Source organism: Pedobacter aquatilis (assembly GCF_030409415.1).
Classification (GTDB): domain Bacteria; phylum Bacteroidota; class Bacteroidia; order Sphingobacteriales; family Sphingobacteriaceae; genus Pedobacter; species Pedobacter aquatilis.
The window spans coordinates 604,222-625,624 of sequence record NZ_JAUFPW010000012.1 but is presented as its reverse complement, the minus strand read 5'-3'; the positions used below and the strand labels follow the sequence as shown (position 1 = coordinate 625,624).

Sequence of the window (21,403 nt, the reverse complement as noted above, 5' to 3'; positions counted from 1 at the left end):
CTATTTGATTTAATATTAATTATTTTACGGCACCTGGAGTTGTGTATGGTAAATTTTGTGGGTCGAAGTGCGCCCAACCTGCTGCCCAGTTCTCAGCACCGAAAGCACCTTTGTAAGGAACACTTGTAAATCCGGCAGTTAATTTAGAATTTGTAAATAATGCACCCGAAGCCGCTGCTGAATTAGCAACTACTGTAAAGTTAGGTACACCAACTCTTGCCGCAGCTACTAAATCTGCAGAATATTTGTAAGGGTCTGCAAAGATACTTGCCGCTAAAGCCGCTGCATCAAACGTATTACCAGCAGTTAATAATGGTGTAACAACACCTAAAGCTGTAGCGTTAGAAGCTTTGATTTGATTGCTTTTACTGTTTGAGTTGTATACTAAGTTGTTAGCAAAAACTGATCTACCGGCAACTAAGTTACCTGAAGCGTTTAACGCTCCACCAGCAGGTAATGCATCATCATAGAAAATACCTTCTGTATAACCAACAAACACAGAGTTGAAAATGCTTATTGCAGAGTTACGACGAATTTGAGCACCGTGTTGGAAGTTAGCATTGATACTAGAGCTACCAGAACCTACTGGACCTAAGATGGTCATGTTAGAGAATACAGCTGAAGTTTGTGGAGTTGCATTATCACCTGCAGCATTGTTATCTGATTCAAAACCATTTGAACCTGAAACATCAGCAGTTACTGATAAGCGTTGAGCTAAACCAAACTGAACTTTACCAGAGTAACCGTTATCAGTATCAAAATCATCATCCCAAGTATCAATAGCAATTAAGTGAGAACAGTTAACTGAACCACCAAACCATTCGAAAGCGTCATCACCAGAACGGTAAACTTCAATATAATCTACAACTGTTCCAGAACCTACTGAACCGAATGTTAAACCGTTGATTTCATTATCAGGACTTAAAGCGATACCTGCATATTCAATACGGATATATTTTAAAACACCAGAGTTATCAGCGTTATCAGTACCACCATGCTTACCCTTATCTGTAGCATCAGAAATACCTTCTATAGCAACTGAAGTACCTACATTATTTTGAGCTTTACCCAAAATAACTAAACCACCCCAATCTCCTTCTTTACGAGCACCTGCAGCAACACTTGATGTAAATACAATAGGCTTATCTACAGTACCAGCTGCATTGATTTTTGATCCTCTTGTAATAACTAAAGCACCTTTAGTTGCTTTATCACCTTTAATGATTGTTCCAGGTTCGATTGTTAAAGTAGCATTATTAGTTACAAAAACATTACCTTTTAAAAGATAAATTTTACTTGCAGACCAAGTTGTAGCAGTAGTTATATCACCAGAAATTTCAACTGTGTTTGCATCAGTCGGTGGGTTAATCTCGCCATCATCACCACTTTTAGAGCAGCCTGCTAAGAAAACCAATACGCTTAATGCGCATAGTAATAATTGTTTTTTCATTTTAATTAATTTTACTTTTTCCAAAAATATGATATGAATGTAATTTGAGTATTAAGGCTTGTTTAACAGATTGTTAATCGAACTTTAAATTTATATTAAGACTAAAAAGTGTAAGAGAATGATAATGAATAATTACTACCTGGTTTAAAACTGGTGATGGTTTCATCTGATGCTCTATCGTATTTTTTGTTAACATCAATATCATAGTACTGAGTAATACGATTACCTAAAATATCTCCGGCATTAAATTTAATCTCGCCTTTATTTTTGATTACTTTTAACGCTAGTTGTAAATCAATTACATCTCTTGGTACTTCCCAAATCTCAGGGAACAATACACCACCAGCAACAATTAGTCTACGACCAACTTTGTTATACAATGCATTGAAACTTAATTTATCTCCTAAGAAGCTATGTTGTAAACCTGCATTGATAATGTAAGGTGCCTGACCAACCATCGGACGATTTGTCTGCTTCAGGTTAATACCAGTGTTAGCCGTTTCAACTTTTGATTTTATTAAAGATACGTTTGTGTAGAAAGTAGTTTTCTTTAGGAAATCTGTTTTAGCAATGAAATCTAAACTTTTACGGAATTCAAACTCGACACCATAAACGTTCACATTGTCTGAGTTAATATAAGTCATGATTCTTGTAGAACCTGCATCCTGGTTATAAGACTCAATTGCATTATGAAATTTTTTGTAAAAACCAGATACTGATAATATTTGTCCTGCTTCAGGAAAAAATTCGAAACGTAAATCGGCATTATCAATCTTTGCCTCTTTTAGATTAGGATTACCTTGTTGAAGCGCTAATAATTCATAATCATAAATCGCTGCCGAAGATAATTCTCTAAATTCTGGTCTGGCTAATGTGCGATAATATGATGCTCTAAAGTTTACCTTTGGAGTTAAGCTATAAGTATAGTTAACAGAAGGAAGAATATCTACATAATTATCATCTACAGATGTTTGCGGAGTTGGAACTTTAGCATCTAAAACAACATTAAATTGCTCTACCCTTACACCCCAAACCAATCTCGATTTTTCGCCAAACTTATTATCAAGCATTAAGTAACCAGCATTGGTAATTGAATGCGCATTGTAACTATCCGCATCAGCTGAAATATCATCTAATGAATATGCGCCGCTATTAATTGCATCTGCACCATATAAAGTGCTTAACGGGCGTTGGCTAATTAAATCTGCATTTGGTGCACCGGTGTTTGCTCTAAAACCTACAAACCTTGCATCAAATGTTCTGTCGCGGTAAATTGAACTCAATCCTGTTTTAAATGTAGCCAACTGACCAAACATTTTTAACGGCAATGTGTAGTTTAAAGCACCACTAAAGTTATCCTCATTTAATTTAGAGAATAATCTAGAGTTTTCCTTACTTAACGTACCAGTACTTGCAGTATATACATAGTTTGCTGTTCCTGCATCTGATGGATTACGTTGATAAGAAATTTTCTTTTGGTCTGGTTGGTCGTTTAATATATTGGCATAACTTAAAGACCAGTTAATTTTTGAATTATTTTCACCTAAAGCATGGTTACCCTCTACAGTAGATTTAAATAATTGCTTTTGCATTAAATCGAAAGCAAAAAACTTAATATCACGTCCTCTATCGCTGTTAAATCCATCTCTGGTTAAATAAGCATCATCGTATGCTCTGTTATAAATATTTTTGAAAGTAATTTTACTCTTTCCGTAAGTGTAGGCGAAATTGGCAATTGCACCTAAACTAGTAGAAAACCTGTAAATGTTATCATGGTAATCGTAATTTACATAATCACGAATTACATCATTATTAATAGTCTGCGCATTTCTGTAGGTTAACGAGAATAAAGCACCAAATTTATTCGTGCGCTCTTTAAATTCTTTAACTCTACCTAAAGTGAATTGATAGTTTTGAGTAGGTAAAGCCGTATTGTTGTAAATTTTCCAATCTTGTGATAGCGACTTCATTGCAGCAATCTGTTGTGCAGAAGTTAATCCGCTACTGATTCTTGTACGTGAAGGGAAGCTTGCAGGTAATGCTTTATCACCATTATCAAATCCTAAGTAGTCAGTCGCATTTCTTTGACCGCTTTTAAAATCTTTAAAGGTTGATTCTGTATTATAACCTGTACCAACACCAAAGCTTATAAAGTTTCTGTCCGGAATGTCTTTAGTTGAAATTTGGATTGCACCACCTGTAAAATCTGCTGGTAAATCTGGTGTAGCTGTTTTGCTGATAATTAAGTTATCTACCAAATTTGAAGGTACAATATCAAAGCTAAAAGCTTTACGATTCGGCTCTGTACTTGGTAATGATGAACCATCTAATGTTGCGTTGTTGTAACGGTCGCTCAATCCTCTGATAACAACAAATTTATTATCCTGAACCGTTGCACCACTAACCCTTTTTAAAACATCCGAAGTATTTCTATCCGGAGATTTTTTAATCTGGTCGCTCGAAACACCATCAGAAATAACAGCACTGTTTTTCTGTTTTGCGTATAATGAGTTAACAGATTCTTGTCTGAAACTTGCTTTTACAACAACCTCACCTAAATTCTGACTGCTAGATTCGCTCAAGATTACGTTTAAAGTGGTCGTTGCACCGCCCTTTACCTCAACATCAGAAACTTCTTTGCCCTGATATCCGATAAAAGAAAACTCTAAAATATGCTTTCCATCAGCGATAGGAAGAATATACTTGCCATCTACATCTGTAGAAACACCTTTATTTGTACCTTTAATTCTAACAGTTGCACCAATAATGGTTTCACCTGTTTTCTTATCTGATACTGTACCTGCTATTTTTCCGGTTTGCGCATAAGAAACTATGCCCATGAATAAAATCAGCATTGTTAACGCCGATTTTCTAAAAATTGTGATTGAGTTCAATTTGCCTACGTTTAATTTTAGGCAAAGCTATTACCACAATGTTAGCTATATGTTAGATGTTAATTAAGCTTTGTTTAGCTAAATGTTAACTCAGTGTTAATCGCCAAAATATTAATACCTTAAACCAACTTTCTTGCAAATGAAGTGCAATAACCATATCGGACCAATTAACAGGAATTTAACATCATCTAAAAACGATGGTTTCTTTCCTTCAATTTTATGTCCGATGAATTGACCAATCCATGCCACTACAAAAATAATCAGGCAAACCAACCATAATGCCGGTCCGCCAATTTTCTCCCATTGTTCCAAAGCAACAATACCGTAACTCATGGCTGCAATTATCAAAAGCATAAAATATGAAAGCACCGGCGATAAACGATAATAGTAATAAACCGAAAAGGCAATTAAGAATGAAGCCCAGTTTAAATACATATTATACTGACCCAAAAAACCAATTTTTGGAAACGGAATAGACCACACTAAGCCAAGCAAACTGAAAATAATAAGCGGCACACAAATCCAGTGAATAATTTCATTAGTATGATTATTATGGCTTTCCTGATACTTATCAAAATAAACATCAACAGGACGCTTTTCAATAATGGTTTTAGTTTGCTTGCTCATCATGTAAAAATAAAAAAAATAATTAAGAAGCGATTGAAGTAATATCCGTTCAAAAAATTCAACATCAATCAACTAATTTATTGGCAAGTAATCAATAAAAAAATAAAATTCCGTGTACTTCGTGTTTCCGTGGCAAAAAATCACAATAGAAAACAAACGCAATAAAAAAGCGATGAAAACTCATCGCTTTAAACTATTCAACCACATGAATCTGTGGAATCTTTTAATCTGCGTAATCCCCTTCTCTACTTCGCAAAGGCCACAGAACGAGTTTCCCTGATTACAGTAACCTTAATCTGACCAGGATAAGTCATTTCAGTTTGAATACGGGTAGAAATATCTGCCGCAAGCAATTCAGCCTGTGCATCTGTAATTCTTTCACTTTCTACAATAACACGCAACTCTCTACCAGCCTGTATTGCAAAAGTTTTTTCTACACCTGGATAAGAAAGCGCCAGCTCTTCTAAATCTTTTAAGCGCTTGATGTAACTTTCTACAACCTCTCTACGTGCACCCGGACGAGCGCCTGAAATCGCATCACAAGCCTGAACAATTGGAGAAATCATCGAAGTCATTTCGATTTCATCGTGGTGAGCACCAATTGCATTACAAATTTCTGGATGTTCTTTATACTTTTCTGCCAGTTGCATACCCAAAATTGCGTGTGGCAATTCAGGATTATCATCAGGCACTTTACCTATGTCATGTAATAAACCGGCACGTTTAGCCATCTTCGCATTTAAACCCAACTCAGCTGCCATAGTTGCACAGAAATTTGCAACCTCGCGAGAGTGGTGTAAAAGATTCTGACCATAAGATGAACGGTAACGCATACGACCAACCATACGAATTAACTCTGGATGTAAACCATGAATGCCCAAATCGATAACCGTACGCTCGCCGATTTCTACAATTTCATCTTCAATCTGCTTTTTGGTTTTAGCAACAATTTCTTCAATACGAGCCGGGTGAATACGACCATCTGTTACCAAACGGTGAAGGGCCAAACGGGCAATCTCTCTTCTTACCGGGTCAAACCCTGATAAAATAATCGCTTCAGGTGTATCATCAACAATAATTTCGATACCTGTTGCTGCCTCAAGCGCACGAATATTCCTACCCTCTCTACCAATTACCCTACCTTTGATTTCATCACTCTCGATGTGAAAGATAGAAACTGAATTTTCGATAGCAGCCTCAGTAGCGGTACGCTGAATGGTTTGAATAACAACTTTCTTAGCTTCTTTGCTTGCAGTTAATTTTGCTTCATCAACAATATCTTTAACCTGCATCATTGCCTGTGTACGGGCTTCTTGTTTCAGGTTTTCAACCAATTGCTCTTTGGCTTCTTCAGCTGAAAGGCCTGCAATTGTTTCCAATTGTTTTAAATGTTGATTTTTAAGAACCTCAACTTCCTCTTGCTTTTTAACAGCAACTTCAGTTTGTTTCTCTAAATGAACTTTTTGCTTATCAAGCTCTTGTTCTTTTTTGTTATAATTTTCTAAACGCTGATTAACCGACTGCTCCTTTTGTTTAATCGTGTTTTCACGTTGATTAATCGTATTATTTTTAGCACTAACTTCTTGTTCATGCTCGGCTTTTAACTGCAAAAACTTCTCTTTAGCTTCTAAAAGTTTGTTCTTTTTTAAAATTTCAGCGTTATTCTCTGCGTCTTTTAAAATTTTCTTCACTTTACTCTGTGCGGCAACCTCTTGTTGTTTAAGCAAGCTGCGTAACAGGAATCTACCAACCACAACGCCGATGGCTAAACCGGCAATTAAGGCAAACACGTATCCTAATATTTCCATTTTGTTTTGTTTGTAAAAAAAAACCGCAGCTAATTTTTAAAGTCTCATCTTTTTCAAACCTCAACTAAGCATAATTAGGGTTTAAGCCATTTTCAGGTGCCAAAGCAGATGAAATACGCCCTCTTAACCCTATAGATATTGAAGTGTTAAGTTTTATAAAATTTGAAACTCAAAAACTAGCCGCGGCTATGTTTTTAATGCTATTTATCATAAGCTGTCGTCATGTTGAAATAAACAGAATCTGAAACAAGTTCAGAGTGACGGCAACTATTAAAGAACGTACCTTATTTTGAAAAGAAATCGTTTAATAAAACATCCAATTCTTCAACTTTATCAGCAACAGCAGTATCCTGGTTTTGAACTTTGTTCTCCGTTCTTAATACAGCAGTTGCATAATGCAATACCGCCATAGAAAGTAAATCCTGCTTATCTCTAACCGCATAATTTTCCTGATAGTCTTTTATGCGCTCATTAATCATTTTTGCTGCTCGTCTCACAATCTCTTCCTCTTCCATATTAACCTTTAAAGGGTAAATACGGTCGGAAATGGTTATTTTAATAGAGATTTCTCCCATTGTTTAGCTTAGTTTCGATTTTTTTTGCCTCACTTATTTTTTAAGCAATGCAATACTTTTGTCTATCTCCCGCACAAAATCGTTAATTTTTTGTTTAATATCAAGCGACTTCTCACTTGTACCTTCGATACTTTTAGCAAGTTTTGTAACCCTCAATTTTTCTTCAAGGTCTACATGTTTTACTTTAGAAGTATCAAGTGCAACTTTTAACGATTGATTCTCAAGCTTTAATAAATCATTTTCTTCCTGTAAGGCATTACACAACTCGATAATTCGTGTTGTTTTTTGTATTACTTTACTTAATTGTTCTGCAACAGAAGTCATGAATTTATTTTTAAAAATACAAAATAATATTTTATTTCCTAATTTCTGCGCCAGCTTGAGCAGTTAAATTGCTAATTAATTTCTGCATGGTTTGCTCAATCTGCTTATCTGTAAGCGTTTGTTCTTCATCTTGCAAAATGAAATTTAATGCATACGATTTTTTCCCTTCAGGTAATTTATCGCCTTCGTAAACATCAAAAACGCCAACTTCTTTAATCAGCTTTTTATCGGTTTTAAATGCAATCCCCTTTAAGGTTTCAAATGTAATTTGCTTATCAATTAGTAGTGATAAATCTCTTCTCACCTGCGGGTATTTTGAAACCTCTTTATTTACAATCTTATTTTTACGAACGATATCCAATAAAACCGACCAGTCGAAATCTGCATAGAAGACCTCAGCATTTACATCAGCCACTTTTCTATCGGTTTTGGTAGCAGCACCAAAGTTCACAATAACTTTATCTCCTCTGAAATATTTTATGCCATAAGCAAAGTTTTCATCAGTTAACACATCAGATTGATAAGTGGTAATGCCTAAACGAGTTACAACAGCATCAACAGCAGCCTTAAGATTATAAAAACTTGATGACTTTGCTTTTTGGTTCCATTGCTCACTTTCTGTAGCGCCAGAAATTAACAATAACAAACGCGGACGCTCAACATATTGCTCGTTAATTAAATGATAGGTTTTGCCAAATTCATAGAATTTAACATCAGCATTTTTACGGTTTTGGTTATATGCAACACTTTCCAAGGCAGGCATTAACAAACTCTGGCGCATTACATTCAAATCGCTACTTAGCGGATTTAATATAAAAACAGCCTCATCTGTCTTTTTAGAATAAGCCGACTTAGTTAACGAATTACACCAGATTTCGGCATAACCATTTGCAGTAAGCATATCTGCAATCGCATTTTGCGTGTTTTCTTTATCTGGCTTTGAAGTGTAAGAAAGCGAAGCATTAATTTTTGAAGGAATTTCGATGTTGTTATAACCGTAAATTCTTAAAACTTCTTCTGTAATGTCACATTCGCGGGTTACATCAACCTTAAATGATGGCACTCGAAGCGCCAAAGTATCATCGGATGTATTTGTAGCCGAAATACCTAATGCCGTAATAATATGTTTAATTTCTGCTGCAGGAATATTTGCGCCAATTAATTTATTAATGCTTGAGTAGCTAACCTCAAATTCAAATGGCTTAATATGATTTGGATAAATATCAGAAACTGATGATGAAATGGTACCTCCGGCAAGCTCTTTAATTAAAAGTGCTGCGTATTTTAATGCAGTAACCGTCATTTCAGGATCAGTACCTCTTTCAAAACGGAAAGAAGCATCAGTTTTTAATCCATGTCTTTTAGCCGTTTTACGTACAGAAACCGAATTGAAGTAAGCACTTTCTAAGAAAATGTTTTTGGTAGCAGTATCTACACCAGATGTTTTACCGCCAAATACACCAGCAATACACATTGGCGAATCCGCATTGCAAATCATTAAATCATCTGCACTTAACTTACGCTCAACATCATCAAGCGTTACAAAAGGCGAACCTTCTGCAACCTTCTTTACAATTACTTTTCCACCTGCAATTTTATCCGCATCAAAAGCATGCAAAGGCTGACCAAAGCCATGCAAAACATAGTTTGTAATATCAACAACATTATTTATCGGTCTTAAACCAATTACCTTTAATTTGTCTTTTAACCAATCCGGAGAGTCGGTTACTGTAACACCAGAAATCGTAACACTGCTGTAACGCGGACAAGCCTCTAGATCTTCAATCTCTACCGGAATAACTAAATCTTCGTTGTCAGTTTTAAAAGATGATAAATCAGGCATTTCAAATTCAGTTCTGAAGTAAGCGGCTAAATCTCTTGCCACACCTAAATGCGAAGCAGCATCAGCACGGTTTGGCGTTAAACCTATTTCAAAAACAAAATCATCATCCATTTGGAAATGTTCTTTGGCTAAAATTCCAATTTGAGTTTCAGCTGGAAGAATCATAATTCCATCGTGAGATTTACCTAAACCAATTTCATCTTCAGCACAAATCATCCCTTGAGATACTTCACCCCTGATTTTCGATTCCTTAATTTTAAAAGGTTCTCCTTCTAACGGATAAACAGTTGTACCAACTGTAGCCACAACAACTTTTTGCCCTGCGCCAACATTTGGTGCACCACAAACAATTTGTAAGTTCTCTTTACCACCAACATTTACGGTTGTAACACGTAAACGATCGGCATTAGGATGCTGTATGCAAGTTAAAACTTCACCGATTACCAAACCTTCTAAGCCACCAACAACTGGCTGCACCTTATCTACGCTTTCAACTTCTAAACCAATGTTAGTTAAAATCAGCGAAAGTTCTTGCGGGGTTTTATCTATTTTAATGAATTGCTTTAACCAGTTGTATGATATTTTCATTTTTAAGAATCAAGTAATTGTATCAAGTATCAAAGCGTATGCCTTCACTAAATACAGTAATTTTATAAAACGCAAAGATATTATTTAAAGGTTAAAGCAGAAAGCTAATCGAGAAATCTTGATGTAATAAAATTTAGCCCTCCGTCATCTCGACAGAGCGCAGCGAAATGGAGAGATCTTTGAACCCTGAATTTTTTCTACTTTAAAAGATTTAGCTTCGCTGAGCACTTCGTGGTTCTCCACTGCCATCGACACGAAGACTTCTAAAGCCGTCATCTCGATTGGAGCGCAGCGGAACGGCGAGATCTTTGAACCCTAAACACTTCTTGGCGCTTTACTTCGCTCGAAATGACGACAATAACTGAATAATTAAAACAGGCCAAGCTAGAACCAAAGGCGCACAAAAACAGGTAAATGATCAGAAGGATACCTTTTATCCTTACTATCGCTCAACACAGCAAATTTTTGAACTTTAAAACCCTTGTTCACAAAAACATAATCGATTCTATTTTTCAGCTCGCTGTTAAAATCGAAAGCATTAAATGTTCCATTTGGGCCATAGGGTGGCTCTTGTGTAATTTCCTTAGCATCCAGAAGAAAAGATTTTATAGTAGATATCGCTTCGGTTTCTGGCGTAACATTTAAATCACCAGTATAAATAACAGGTAATTTTGGTGCAATTTCTTGTATTTTTTGTTTAATCAGCTTTGCTGATTCAATACGGGCTTTAACACCTACATGGTCGTAATGTGTGTTAAAAACTAAAAATTCTTTCTTATTTAACTTATCATATAATCTCACCCAACTGCATACCCTTGGCAACACAGCATCCCATCCTTTTGATGGTACATCCGGTGTTTCAGATAACCAAAAAGTACCTCCGTCCTTTTTAGTAAACCTGGTTTTATCGAAATATACAGCAGAAAATTCACCTTTGCGTTTACCATCATCTCTACCAACTCCAACAAAATCGAAATTTGAGTTCGCTAATAAATCATCAAATTGATCTGCCAAAGCTTCCTGCACACATAAAATATCTGCATCATAAAACTTAACTAAGGCCTTAACATTTTCCTTGCGATTAGGCCAGGCATTAACGCCATCGCCAGGATTATTATATCTGATGTTATAAGTTATAACATTTAAAGGCTTTTCGCCTTTTTGGGCAAAAACATGTATCGATAAACACAAACAAATTGCAATGGTTACTAAGTTTTTCATGCAGCTAAAATACAAAATTGTTTATGCTCAATGTTGATTTCATGTTAAGTAACAATTGTTTTATGCTTAAATAAGTCCCTCATCTCTATAACTGTAATAAGCATTATCTGTAAAAATTAAATGGTCGATAACAGGCATACTAAGTAAATTACCGGATGAAACCATATTAGACGTTAATTTATTATCACTATCACTTGGTTTTAAATTTCCGGAGGGATGGTTATGAGCCAAAACAATATAGGCTGCATTGTTTTCCAGCCCAACTTTGAAAATAATTTTCGGGTCCGCAACAGTACCAGCCTGGCCGCCCTTGCTTATTAAATGCTTACCGATGATTTTGTTAGATCGATTGAGCAACAAAATCCAGAATTCTTCATGGTTTAAATGCGCAAAAGTTTGATAAAGATATTTGTATACATCGCTTGATGCCGTTACTTTAACAACATCATCCACGGCAGTTTCCTTTCGGCGTAAGCCCAATTCAAGTGCAGCAACAATAGAAATTGCTTTAGCCTCTCCTATACCTTTGAACTTTGAAAGCTCTGCTGTAGAGGCCATACCAAGCTTTGTTAAATTATTTTGAAAAGCACTTAATATGCGTTTACTTAAATCAACGGCACTTTCATTTTTATTACCCAAGCCAATTAAAATCGCAATGAGTTCGGCATCGGTTAAGTGCCTCCTTCCATTCAATAATAATTTTTCCCTTGGTCGGTCTTCCTCTGCCCAAAGTTTAATTCCTAATTTCTGTTCGTAGTTTTCCATAATTTTTTACGCAAAAAAAAGGCATCCCAACTTGCGGTTGGGATGCCTTTTACTAATATCGTAAAAAATTAGCTTATTTTAAACCGTTAACGAATTTCGTTAATTTTGATTTATTGTTAGCTGCTTTGTTTTTGTGAATAACGTTTTTCTTAGCTAAACGATCTAACATAGAAATTACTTTAGGCAATAAATCTGATGCAGATTTTTTATCTTCAGCCGCACGTAATCTTTTGATAAATGTACGTGTAGTTTTTGCCTGATATCTGTTACGTAAACGTTTTGTAGCGTTTGCTCTAATTCTTTTTAATGAAGATTTATGATTTGCCATTGCTTAGCCTTTATTTTTTTCTTTAATCGTTTCCTTTAATTCGGGATGCAAATATAGAATTAATGTTTTTAAATAACAAAACACTTTTAACTTTTTTATTATATTTTTTTCTCCCTTAATAATCGATGCAAAAATACTGTTATTTTTCTGCTTTGTATAAGCTATTATAGATTATTAAAATGTTTTCTATTAAACCTGCCTAAAAATGCTATTTTTGAGCAAAACGAATTTTTAGTGAAAAAACGAATAGCCATATTTGCTTCAGGTTCGGGCTCAAATGCCCAAAAACTAATGGAGCATTTTAAGAGAAGCACCGATACGGAAATTTCATTAGTATTAACCAACAATGCAGATGCTTACGTTTTGCAACGAGCAGATAATTTCGAAATTCCGAGTCACGTTTTTGATAAACACGAATTTTATAAAACTGAAGAAGTAATCGATTTATTAAAAAATCTCGACATAGATCTTATCGTTTTAGCCGGATTTCTTTGGCTCGTGCCTAAAAATTTAATTGCTGCTTACCCGGGTAGAATCATAAATATACACCCTGCAATATTACCTAAGTTTGGTGGCAAGGGCATGTATGGCGACAATGTGCATAATGCTGTTATAGCCGCAGGCGAAGCCGAGGGTGGCATTACCATTCATTATGTAAATGAGCATTACGACGAGGGCGAGTATATTTACCAGGCCAGATATAAGGTAGATAAAAATGACAACCTTGAAATGATTAAATTTAAAGGTCAGCAACTTGAGCATTTACATTACCCAAGAATTGTAGAAAGCATTATAAAGAAGATTAAGAAGTAGTTAATTCTTAAACTTATAAAAAGCATTCAAACTATCTTTAGAGCACCAAACTGCGGCAAAAAGTCACTTCTTTTATTTACGTAGACTTCAACATTTTTTACTTCAAAATAAGTAGCGTGGATGATAATTGAAGGCATTATCAATTGCCCGATATTTCTTTGATGAAATAATCCACTTTTTACAGCTTTATCATACAAAAAAAACATTCTGTTTTACTACCTTTGCGGCTCAAAATTTACAGTAAAATGAGTCAACCCATTAAAATCAAAAACGCTTTAATTTCAGTATATTATAAAGATGGTTTAGCACCATTGGTAGAATTACTTGCCAAGCATGGAGTACAATTATTTTCTACAGGTGGAACTGAACAATTTATTAAAGACTTAAACCTGCCGGTTACAGCGGTCGAAGATTTAACGGGTTATCCTTCAATTTTAGGCGGACGTGTTAAAACTTTACACCCAAAAGTATTTGGTGGTATCTTAAACCGCAGAGGTTTAGAAGGTGATAAACAACAAATTGCCGAATATGAAATCCCTGAAATTGACTTGGTTATTGTTGATTTATACCCATTCGAAGAAACTGTTAAAGGTGGTGGTACTGCCGAAGAAATTATTGAGAAAATCGATATTGGTGGTATCTCTTTAATTCGTGCTGCAGCTAAAAACTTTAATGATGTTGTAATTATAGCATCAAAGAACGACTACCCTACTCTACAGGCTCAATTAGAAGCTCAGAATGGGGAAACTACTTTAGCGCAACGTAAAGCTTTTGCTAAAACAGCTTTCCATACTTCTTCTCATTATGATACTGCAATTTTTAATTACTTTAATCAGGAAGAACCGCTTGATGTTTTTAAACAAAGTGTTACTGAAGCTAAAACTTTACGTTACGGAGAAAACCCTCATCAAGGTGGTGTTTTTTATGGTGATTTAGATGCAATGTTTACCAAATTGAACGGTAAAGAACTTTCATATAATAACTTAGTAGATGTTGATGCTGCCGTTGCATTAATTGATGAATTTGAAGAACCAACATTTGCGATTTTAAAACACACGAATGCTTGCGGTATTGCATCTCGCCCAACGGTTAAACAAGCTTGGGTTGATGCTTTAGCTTGCGACCCTGTTTCTGCTTTTGGTGGCGTATTAATTACAAACCGTGAGGTTGATTTGGCTACAGCCGAAGAAATTAACAACTTATTTTTTGAGGTTTTAATTGCACCATCTTACCAGCCAGAAGCAATTGAATTATTCAGCAAAAAGAAAAACCGTGTTATTTTGCAACGTAATGAAGTTGAATTGAGCAAAAAACAATTCAAAACTTTATTAAATGGTGTAATTGAACAAGATAAAGATTTAATTATCGAAGGTCCGGAGCAAATGACTACCGTTACCGATAAAGCGCCAACAGCACAAGAATTAAAAGATTTATTCTTCGCTAATAAAATCGTAAAACATACTAAATCAAATACCATTGTGTTGGTTAAAGATGATGTTTTAATTGCAAGCGGTGTTGGTCAAACATCACGCGTTGATGCGTTAAGACAAGCGATTGAAAAGGCAGAATCATTTGGCTTTAGTGTTAAAGGTGCTTCGATGGCATCTGATGCATTTTTCCCTTTCCCTGATTGTGTGGAGATTGCTGCTGATGCAGGTATTGCTGCTGTTTTACAACCTGGCGGATCTATTAAAGATGCAGATTCGGTAGCGAAAGCCAACGAAAAAGGCATTGCAATGGTAACTACCGGCGTTAGGCATTTCAAACATTAAAAGGAGTTGAGAGATTAAGATTAAAGGGTTAGAGAATTTGTCATCCTAAGCTTGTCGAAGGATAATAGCCAGTCATTGCGAAGTACGAAGCAATCTTAAAGCGCTAGAAACCTTAGAAGTTAGATTGCTTCGTACCTCGCAATAATGATAGTCTATATGATATGCTTGGTTTAAAGCTTTGAGGGGAAATTCCCTCTTGATGGATGCCCGCAGGGCGGGGTGGTATACGCAATTTGCACATATGTAGCAGCAATTACTAATAAATTAAACCTATTGACTGGGAAAGAGCATGCACAATATTAAACTTTGAGGGGCATCCCCCTTTGGAGGAGCAGGGGGAGGATTTTTCACAATCCAAAGTAAATTATGCCCATTTGAAGTGGATCCCCATTTTTCATCGGGTGAAAAAAAAGTGGGACTGATTTAACCGAAGAATGACCGTTCATGATTTTCAAAAGATTTTAATTGCAACAAAATCAATTAAATGAGTAATGAAAATCAAACATAAAACAATAAAAATCCTATTTTTACATTAGGAATAGTATAGATTTAAACAAATTAAAATAAAGACACCTTTTACATGGGATTATTTAACTGGTTTACGCAAGAAGTTGCCATTGATTTAGGCACTGCGAACACCCTGATTATACATAACGACAAAGTTGTTGTAGATGAACCATCTATCGTAGCTTTTGACCGCACTACAAATAAAGTTATCGCAATTGGCCGTCAGGCGATGCAAATGGAGGGTAAAACCCACGATAATATTAAAACCGTTCGCCCACTAAAAGATGGTGTTATTGCCGATTTTAACGCCGCTGAAGCGATGATTAAAGGCATGATTAGAATGCTTAATGGCGGTAAAGGCTGGATGTTCCCATCATTACGTATGGTAATTTGTATTCCTTCTGGAATTACTGAAGTTGAGAAACGTGCAGTACGTGATTCAGCTGAAATTGCAGGTGCGAAAGAAGTTTATTTAATACACGAGCCAATGGCAGCTGCCGTTGGTATTGGTATTGATGTTGAGGAACCGATGGGTAATATGATTATCGATATTGGTGGTGGTACTACTGAAATTGCTGTTATTGCATTATCTGGTATTGTTTGCGACCAATCTATCCGCGTTGCGGGAGATAATTTTGACTCGGATATTGTAAATTACATTCGCCGTCAGCACAATATCATGATTGGCGACCGTACGGCAGAGAAGATTAAAATTGAAGTTGGTGCGGCTTTACCTGAATTACAGGATGCACCGTCTGATTTTGCAGTTCAAGGTCGTGACTTAATGACTGGAGTACCGAAACAAATCACAGTATCTTATACTGAAATTGCACACTGTTTAGATAAATCAATTTCTAAAATTGAGGAAGCAATCTTAAAGGCATTAGAGATTACACCCCCAGAATTATCTGCAGATATTTACCAAACCGGTATTTATTTAACAGGTGGTGGTGCATTATTAAGAGGCTTAGATAAACGTGTTGCCGCTAAAACAAAATTACCTGTACACGTTGCAGAAGATCCACTTCGTGCGGTAGTACGTGGAACAGGCATTGCCCTTAAAAATATTGGTAATTATAAATTTTTAATGCAGTAATCGAGTTTTACGTTGTAAGTTATACGTTTTACGTTTTTGACTTACAACGTATCACATATAACTTAGAACCTAAATGCGTAACCTTTGGATTTTTATAAGCAGATATAACGCATTCTTTTTATTTATAATTTTTTTTATCATTGGGATTTACCTTACGATAAAAAATAATGCCTATCCGCGTAGTGTAACATTAAATTCATCAAACGAAATTGTTGGTAACGCGTACGAGAATTTAAATGTTCTTAAAAGATATCTGAATCTGGGAATGGTTAATGATAGTTTGGCAGCAGAAAATGCAAAGCTTAAGTCTAAGTTGTTAGCCATTACTACAGTAGATTCTGCTAAAGATATTAAGGTAAGTGATACCGTAACCAACCAGCAATATACTTACCTCGCTGCAAAGGTTGTTAAAAACTCAATTACTTTGCGGAATAATGTAATGACTATAAATAAAGGTTCAGTTGATGGAATTGAAACCGGAATGGCTGTTATTTCACCACAGAAAGGTGTTGTTGGTTTTATAAGAGATGTTTCTGCGCATCTTGCTACCATACAATCGCTATTGCATAAAGACACAAAAATTAGTGTAACACTAAAGAAAACAAATGCCTTAGGCTCGCTAGTTTGGGGAGAAAACAACTTTGACATAAGAAGGGCATTTATAAAAGAAGTGCCCAATCATATTAAAATGAATGTTGGTGATACTGTAATAACTTCTGGTTTTGGGAAATTTCCTGCTGGTATCCCGGTAGGTAGATTAATTAAAACCGGTGTTGCAACAAACGATAATTTCCTATCCGGTGAACTAAATTTATTTAACGATTTTGGTACACTACAGTATGTTTATGTTATAAAAGATAAATTAGCAAAAGAACAAGATCTTTTAGAAAACCCTGTTATTCCGAAATGAACAGTAGATTAATAATAGTTAACATAATCAGATGGTTCATCCTTTTGTTTGTTCAGATATTCCTGCTCAAAAACATGGGCTTTTATGATTTATCTACGCCATTTATATACGTTTTATTTATCCTGCTACTTCCTTTTAGCATTCCAAACATTTTACTATATGGTTTAGCTTTTGCAACTGGTTTAATATTAGATGCATTTTACGATACAATGGGTGTACATGCAACAGCTTGTACAGTTATGGCTTTTGTAAGAATTTCCTTTATCTCAATAAGTTTAAATCGCGATTCGATTGATGATCCGGAGCCATCTTTAAGTTATATGGGCTTCCAATGGTTTTCATTATATGCACTGCTTTGCGTGATTTCGCATCATTTAGTTCTGTTCTTTTTAGAAACATTTAGGCTTACAGAAATTAATTATACGTTAATGAGATGCGGCTTAAGTTGTATATTTACACTACTTATTATCTTACTTGTAGAGTTTATCTTCTATAAAAGAACATCCCGCTAATGGATCAATTATTTAACAGAAAGTATATTATTCAAGGATTGTTTATTGTAGTTGCCTTAATTCTTTTGGCAAAGCTTTTCTATATACAAATCATTAGCGATAAAGCCTTTGTTTCTGCTGAAAGCAATGTATTAAAAAAGAAATTTAAATACCCCGCCCGTGGCGCAATTTTGGATAGAACAGGAAAAGTAATTGTTCAAAACGAGCCTGTATATGATTTAATGGTGATTCCGAATGAGGTTAAACCTTTCGACACCGTTGCTTTAGCAAATGCCTTGGAAATTACGATGGTTGATGCCCGTAAATTTATGCGTAAAGCCCGAGCAAAATCCCCTTATCAGGCAACACCGTTTGTTAAGCAAATTTCTGTTCAAAGTTATGCTCGGTTACAAGAAATTATGTACCGTTTTCCAGGATTTTCTACTCAGGATAGAACCATACGCCATTATCCGGATAGCTTGGCAGGTCTTCTTTTTGGTTATGTTAAAGAAGTTAGTCAACAGGATATTGATAAATCTGAGGGTTATTATAAATCTGGAGATTACAAAGGGCAGAGCGGACTTGAAAGGGCTTATGAAGAAGTTTTAAGGGGAGAACGTGGTGTCGTCAACACCGTTTATGATGCTAAAAACACTCCACAAGGCAGTTATGCTAATGGTAAATATGACATTAATGCAGTTGCTGGCGAACGCCTAATTTCTGGTATAGATATTCAGGTACAAAGATTAGGCGAGGAATTAATGCAGAATAAGGTTGGTGCAATTGTTGCAATTGAGCCTGCTACAGGAGAAGTTATTGCAATGGTAAGTAGTCCTGGTTACGACCCAAATTTACTAGTGGGTAAAGATCAAGGTAACCACTACATGAATTTAATCGGAAATCCATATCGTCCTTCGTACCCAAGAGCCATTCAAGGTTATTATCCTCCTGGCTCTGCTTTTAAGCCCATCGATGCATTAATTGGTTTACAGGAAGGTGTTATCGATCCGAATACAACATTTTTTTGCCCGCACTATTATCAAGCCGGAAATCGCAGAATTAAATGTGAACACTTCGATGGACCAATAAGTTTAAGAAAAGGCATTGCCCGTTCTTGCAACACGTATTTTTGTTATGTTTTTCAAAAATTAATAACAAAAAATGGGATGAAAAAACAGCGTCCAACTTATCAAGAATGGCGTGATAAAGTTGCAAAATTCGGGTTTGGAACCAAGTTGGATATCGATTTACCTTTCGAAAAGAAAGGCTATTTTTATAATTCAGACCATTACGATAAAATTTACAATAACAGATGGGGTTATACAAATGTAATTTCTCAGGCAATTGGTCAGGGCGAAATTACGGCTACACCTCTGCAAATCGCCAATGCTATGGCCGTTATTGCCAATCGTGGTTATTATATTAAACCACATTTAATTAAAGCCATAGGCGATAGAATTAAAAAAGAATATGTTGAGAAAAATTACGTGGGCGTTGATGCGAAGCATTTTGAACCAGTAATTGATGGAATGCAAGATGCAGTAAACACCGCTTGGGGTACGGCAACACTATCTCGAATCCCAAATATTTTAATGTGTGGTAAAACCGGAACGGTACAAAACTCGAGAGGAAAAAATCACTCTGTGTTTATTGGATTTGCCCCTCGCGATAATCCTAAAATTGCCATTGCAGTAATTGTAGAAAATGCAGGTTATGGAAGTACCTATGCTGCACCAATTGCCAGTTATATGGTTGAGAAATATATAACCAGACAAGTATCGGGCGCAAGGGCAAATCAGGTAGAGTGGATGAAAAGCCAGAATCTTTTACCATTAATTATCGATAAAACGAAGAAACCAAAACTAACAAAAGCAGATAGTGCTGCAATTAAAAAAGCTGATTCTTCCAAAAGAATTCAAGACAGCATTAGAATAAAATCCGCGACTTTGAAAAATACAATTTCTGCAAAGTTAACAACCAAACCTAAGTAAATACAAATCAATAATGCAACAGCAGGGCAACCGATTTTTCTTTAATGTTGATTGGATTACGGTACTAATCTATATTTGTTTATGTGCCATTGGTTTTGTTAACATTTATGCTTCAATTCCTCATCCAGAGAATTCTTCTGCTTTTGATTTTGGAAGTAGCTATGGAAAACAACTTATCTATATCATCTCAGGATTGATTTTGGGCTTATCGATATTATTATTTGATGGTAGACTGTTCAATGTGTTCTCCCCTTTTATTTACGGTGGAACATTAATACTATTGGTTGTTGTTTTATTTGTTGGTCGAAATGTGGGCGGAAACCAAGCCTGGATACCTATAGGCTCATTCCGATTACAACCTTCTGAGTTTGCAAAATTCGGAACAGCACTTTTTTTAGCCAGGTATGTAAGCTCATTTAATCCAAAGTTCAGGGATTTTAAATCTATATTTTTTGCTGCAATTATCGTTTTAGCACCTTTAGCTTTAATTATGCTTCAGCCCGATACAGGTTCTGCTCTTGTATTTTTAGCTTTTATGTTCCCATTATACCGAGAAGGTTTATCAGGCTATTTTCTATTGATATTTTTGGGAATGATTGTATTGTTTGTAGCCGATTTCCTTGTTCCAAGTGCAGTTCTTATTGGAATTATTATAACCATAGCTGGTTTATTTATTTATGCAAACAAAAGAAAACAGACCATAATTATCACGACTGTTTTGGTTACTATAATTGCAATCGCATATTTATTTTTAGTGAAAGTTGCTTTCAATAATATACTTGCTCCACATCAACGCAGCCGAATTGAGCTAATGCTTGGTTTAAAAACAGATCCTAAGGGTGCAGGTTATAATGTAATTCAATCGCAAATTGCAATTGGTTCCGGACAAGCAACCGGACGAGGATTTTTGCAAGGCACACAAACAAAATATGGCTATGTTCCTGCTCAAAGTACAGATTTTATATTCTCGACTGTAGGTGAAGAATGGGGGTTTGTTGGATGCTCTATAATAATAGGCTTGTTTATTTTCCTATTGTTAAGATTAGTTAACCTTGCAGAACGGCAACGTTCAACATTTTCCAGAGTTTATGGTTATAGTGTAGCTTGTATACTGTTTTTTCACGTATTTATAAATATCGGTATGACGATCGGAATTATTCCGGTTATCGGTATTCCATTACCATTTATAAGTTACGGTGGTTCTTCATTATGGAGTTTTACAATTTTGCTTTTTATATTCTTAAAACTGGATTCCAATAGAATGGGATTTATTTAGCAAGAAGAAAAGATTAAGGATAAATAAATAGAGATTAAAGATAATTGCGCAAAGAATAAAGACTTAATTGCCTGATAAGGCTTACGCGTAATTCTTTGCGTATTTTCCTTTGTTCCTTACTCCT

Annotated in this window: 18 protein-coding genes; 7 read left to right on the top strand and 11 right to left on the bottom strand. The window is 35.5% G+C overall.

What is annotated here, in order from left to right; translation table 11 throughout:
• Positions 1-19 precede the first annotated feature (19 nt).
• The 10 genes from QWY86_RS06765 to rpsT all read right to left on the bottom strand — a co-directional run bounded on the left by QWY86_RS06765 (position 20) and on the right by rpsT (position 12,423).
• Positions 20-1,450, bottom strand: coding sequence for a beta-helix domain-containing protein (locus QWY86_RS06765; protein ID WP_290240092.1), 1,431 nt, complete (start codon positions 1,448-1,450; stop codon positions 20-22).
• 101 nt (positions 1,451-1,551) lie between these two features.
• A complete protein-coding gene (locus tag QWY86_RS06760) occupies positions 1,552-4,305 on the bottom strand; it encodes a TonB-dependent receptor (RefSeq protein WP_290240090.1) in 2,754 nt (917 codons plus the stop codon).
• Between the two features lie 150 nt (positions 4,306-4,455).
• Complete coding sequence (locus QWY86_RS06755) at positions 4,456-4,971, bottom strand: Mpo1 family 2-hydroxy fatty acid dioxygenase (RefSeq protein WP_290240385.1); 516 nt, start codon at positions 4,969-4,971, stop codon at positions 4,456-4,458.
• Between the two features lie 245 nt (positions 4,972-5,216).
• Positions 5,217-6,779, bottom strand: a complete 1,563-nt coding sequence (gene rny, locus QWY86_RS06750) for a ribonuclease Y (RefSeq protein WP_290240088.1) — start codon at positions 6,777-6,779, stop codon at positions 5,217-5,219.
• A gap of 284 nt (positions 6,780-7,063) precedes the next feature.
• Entirely contained in the window at positions 7,064-7,354 is a 291-nt protein-coding gene (locus tag QWY86_RS06745) for a cell division protein ZapA (protein ID WP_231462488.1), read from the bottom strand.
• Positions 7,355-7,387: 33 nt separating this feature from the next.
• Positions 7,388-7,678, bottom strand: a complete 291-nt coding sequence (locus QWY86_RS06740; RefSeq protein WP_290240083.1) for a hypothetical protein — start codon at positions 7,676-7,678, stop codon at positions 7,388-7,390.
• Between the two features lie 31 nt (positions 7,679-7,709).
• Positions 7,710-10,109 (bottom strand): phenylalanine--tRNA ligase subunit beta, encoded by a 2,400-nt coding sequence (gene pheT, locus QWY86_RS06735; protein ID WP_290240081.1) that lies wholly within the window; start codon positions 10,107-10,109, stop codon positions 7,710-7,712.
• A gap of 384 nt (positions 10,110-10,493) precedes the next feature.
• On the bottom strand, positions 10,494-11,330 hold the full coding sequence (locus QWY86_RS06730; protein ID WP_290240079.1) for an endonuclease/exonuclease/phosphatase family protein: 837 nt from the start codon (positions 11,328-11,330) through the stop codon (positions 10,494-10,496).
• Between the two features lie 66 nt (positions 11,331-11,396).
• The gene (gene radC / locus QWY86_RS06725) at positions 11,397-12,095 is read right to left on the bottom strand and encodes a RadC family protein (protein ID WP_290240077.1); all 699 of its coding nucleotides are present in this window, start codon (positions 12,093-12,095) and stop codon (positions 11,397-11,399) included.
• A 73-nt stretch (positions 12,096-12,168) separates the two neighbouring features.
• Complete coding sequence (gene rpsT / locus QWY86_RS06720) at positions 12,169-12,423, bottom strand: 30S ribosomal protein S20 (RefSeq protein ID WP_187593711.1); 255 nt, start codon at positions 12,421-12,423, stop codon at positions 12,169-12,171.
• Between the two features lie 234 nt (positions 12,424-12,657).
• Here rpsT and purN point away from each other — a divergent pair, with 234 nt between their 5' ends.
• Positions 12,658-13,236, top strand: a complete 579-nt coding sequence (gene purN / locus QWY86_RS06715; RefSeq protein ID WP_290240071.1) for a phosphoribosylglycinamide formyltransferase — start codon at positions 12,658-12,660, stop codon at positions 13,234-13,236.
• Between the two features lie 26 nt (positions 13,237-13,262).
• Here purN and QWY86_RS06710 read toward each other — a convergent pair whose 3' ends face one another.
• Positions 13,263-13,442, bottom strand: a complete 180-nt coding sequence (locus tag QWY86_RS06710; RefSeq protein WP_290240069.1) for a hypothetical protein — start codon at positions 13,440-13,442, stop codon at positions 13,263-13,265.
• Between the two features lie 39 nt (positions 13,443-13,481).
• Between QWY86_RS06710 and purH the strand changes: the two genes are divergently transcribed.
• The 6 genes from purH (at position 13,482) to rodA (ending at position 21,279) form a co-directional block, all read left to right on the top strand.
• Complete coding sequence (gene purH / locus QWY86_RS06705) at positions 13,482-15,008, top strand: bifunctional phosphoribosylaminoimidazolecarboxamide formyltransferase/IMP cyclohydrolase (RefSeq protein ID WP_290240067.1); 1,527 nt, start codon at positions 13,482-13,484, stop codon at positions 15,006-15,008.
• Positions 15,009-15,588: 580 nt separating this feature from the next.
• Entirely contained in the window at positions 15,589-16,611 is a 1,023-nt protein-coding gene (locus QWY86_RS06700) for a rod shape-determining protein (protein ID WP_290240065.1), read from the top strand.
• A 73-nt stretch (positions 16,612-16,684) separates the two neighbouring features.
• Positions 16,685-17,521 carry a rod shape-determining protein MreC gene (gene mreC, locus QWY86_RS06695; RefSeq protein WP_290240063.1) on the top strand — a complete coding sequence of 279 codons (837 nt, stop codon included), beginning with the start codon at positions 16,685-16,687 and terminating at the stop codon, positions 17,519-17,521.
• The gene (locus QWY86_RS06690) at positions 17,518-18,033 is read left to right on the top strand and encodes a rod shape-determining protein MreD (RefSeq protein WP_290240061.1); all 516 of its coding nucleotides are present in this window, start codon (positions 17,518-17,520) and stop codon (positions 18,031-18,033) included. Before mreC ends, QWY86_RS06690 begins: the two co-directional genes overlap by 4 nt.
• Positions 18,033-20,003: a penicillin-binding protein 2 gene (gene mrdA, locus QWY86_RS06685; protein WP_290240059.1), complete on the top strand. Its 1,971-nt coding sequence runs from the start codon at positions 18,033-18,035 to the stop codon at positions 20,001-20,003. The genes QWY86_RS06690 and mrdA overlap by 1 nt, the downstream gene beginning before the upstream one ends.
• Positions 20,004-20,016: 13 nt before the next feature.
• Entirely contained in the window at positions 20,017-21,279 is a 1,263-nt protein-coding gene (gene rodA / locus QWY86_RS06680) for a rod shape-determining protein RodA (RefSeq protein ID WP_290240056.1), read from the top strand.
• Positions 21,280-21,403 lie beyond the last annotated feature (124 nt).

Bases quoted from the DNA above. Each gene is read 5' to 3' on its own strand.
- rny (WP_290240088.1), bottom strand. From the start codon at position 6,779: ATGGAAATATTAGGATACGTGTTTGCCTTAATTGCCGGTTTAGCCATC.
- QWY86_RS06765 (WP_290240092.1), bottom strand. From the start codon at position 1,450: ATGAAAAAACAATTATTACTATGCGCATTAAGCGTATTGGTTTTCTTA.
- QWY86_RS06730 (WP_290240079.1), bottom strand. From the start codon at position 11,330: ATGAAAAACTTAGTAACCATTGCAATTTGTTTGTGTTTATCGATACAT.
- QWY86_RS06690 (WP_290240061.1), top strand. From the start codon at position 17,518: ATGAACAGTAGATTAATAATAGTTAACATAATCAGATGGTTCATCCTT.
- QWY86_RS06740 (WP_290240083.1), bottom strand. From the start codon at position 7,678: ATGACTTCTGTTGCAGAACAATTAAGTAAAGTAATACAAAAAACAACA.
- QWY86_RS06745 (WP_231462488.1), bottom strand. From the start codon at position 7,354: ATGGGAGAAATCTCTATTAAAATAACCATTTCCGACCGTATTTACCCT.
- mrdA (WP_290240059.1), top strand. From the start codon at position 18,033: ATGGATCAATTATTTAACAGAAAGTATATTATTCAAGGATTGTTTATT.
- rpsT (WP_187593711.1), bottom strand. From the start codon at position 12,423: ATGGCAAATCATAAATCTTCATTAAAAAGAATTAGAGCAAACGCTACA.
- QWY86_RS06760 (WP_290240090.1), bottom strand. From the start codon at position 4,305: ATGCTGATTTTATTCATGGGCATAGTTTCTTATGCGCAAACCGGAAAA.
- pheT (WP_290240081.1), bottom strand. From the start codon at position 10,109: ATGAAAATATCATACAACTGGTTAAAGCAATTCATTAAAATAGATAAA.
- purH (WP_290240067.1), top strand. From the start codon at position 13,482: ATGAGTCAACCCATTAAAATCAAAAACGCTTTAATTTCAGTATATTAT.
- rodA (WP_290240056.1), top strand. From the start codon at position 20,017: ATGCAACAGCAGGGCAACCGATTTTTCTTTAATGTTGATTGGATTACG.
- QWY86_RS06755 (WP_290240385.1), bottom strand. From the start codon at position 4,971: ATGAGCAAGCAAACTAAAACCATTATTGAAAAGCGTCCTGTTGATGTT.
- mreC (WP_290240063.1), top strand. From the start codon at position 16,685: ATGCGTAACCTTTGGATTTTTATAAGCAGATATAACGCATTCTTTTTA.
- QWY86_RS06710 (WP_290240069.1), bottom strand. From the start codon at position 13,442: ATGTTTTTTTTGTATGATAAAGCTGTAAAAAGTGGATTATTTCATCAA.
- radC (WP_290240077.1), bottom strand. From the start codon at position 12,095: ATGGAAAACTACGAACAGAAATTAGGAATTAAACTTTGGGCAGAGGAA.
- QWY86_RS06700 (WP_290240065.1), top strand. From the start codon at position 15,589: ATGGGATTATTTAACTGGTTTACGCAAGAAGTTGCCATTGATTTAGGC.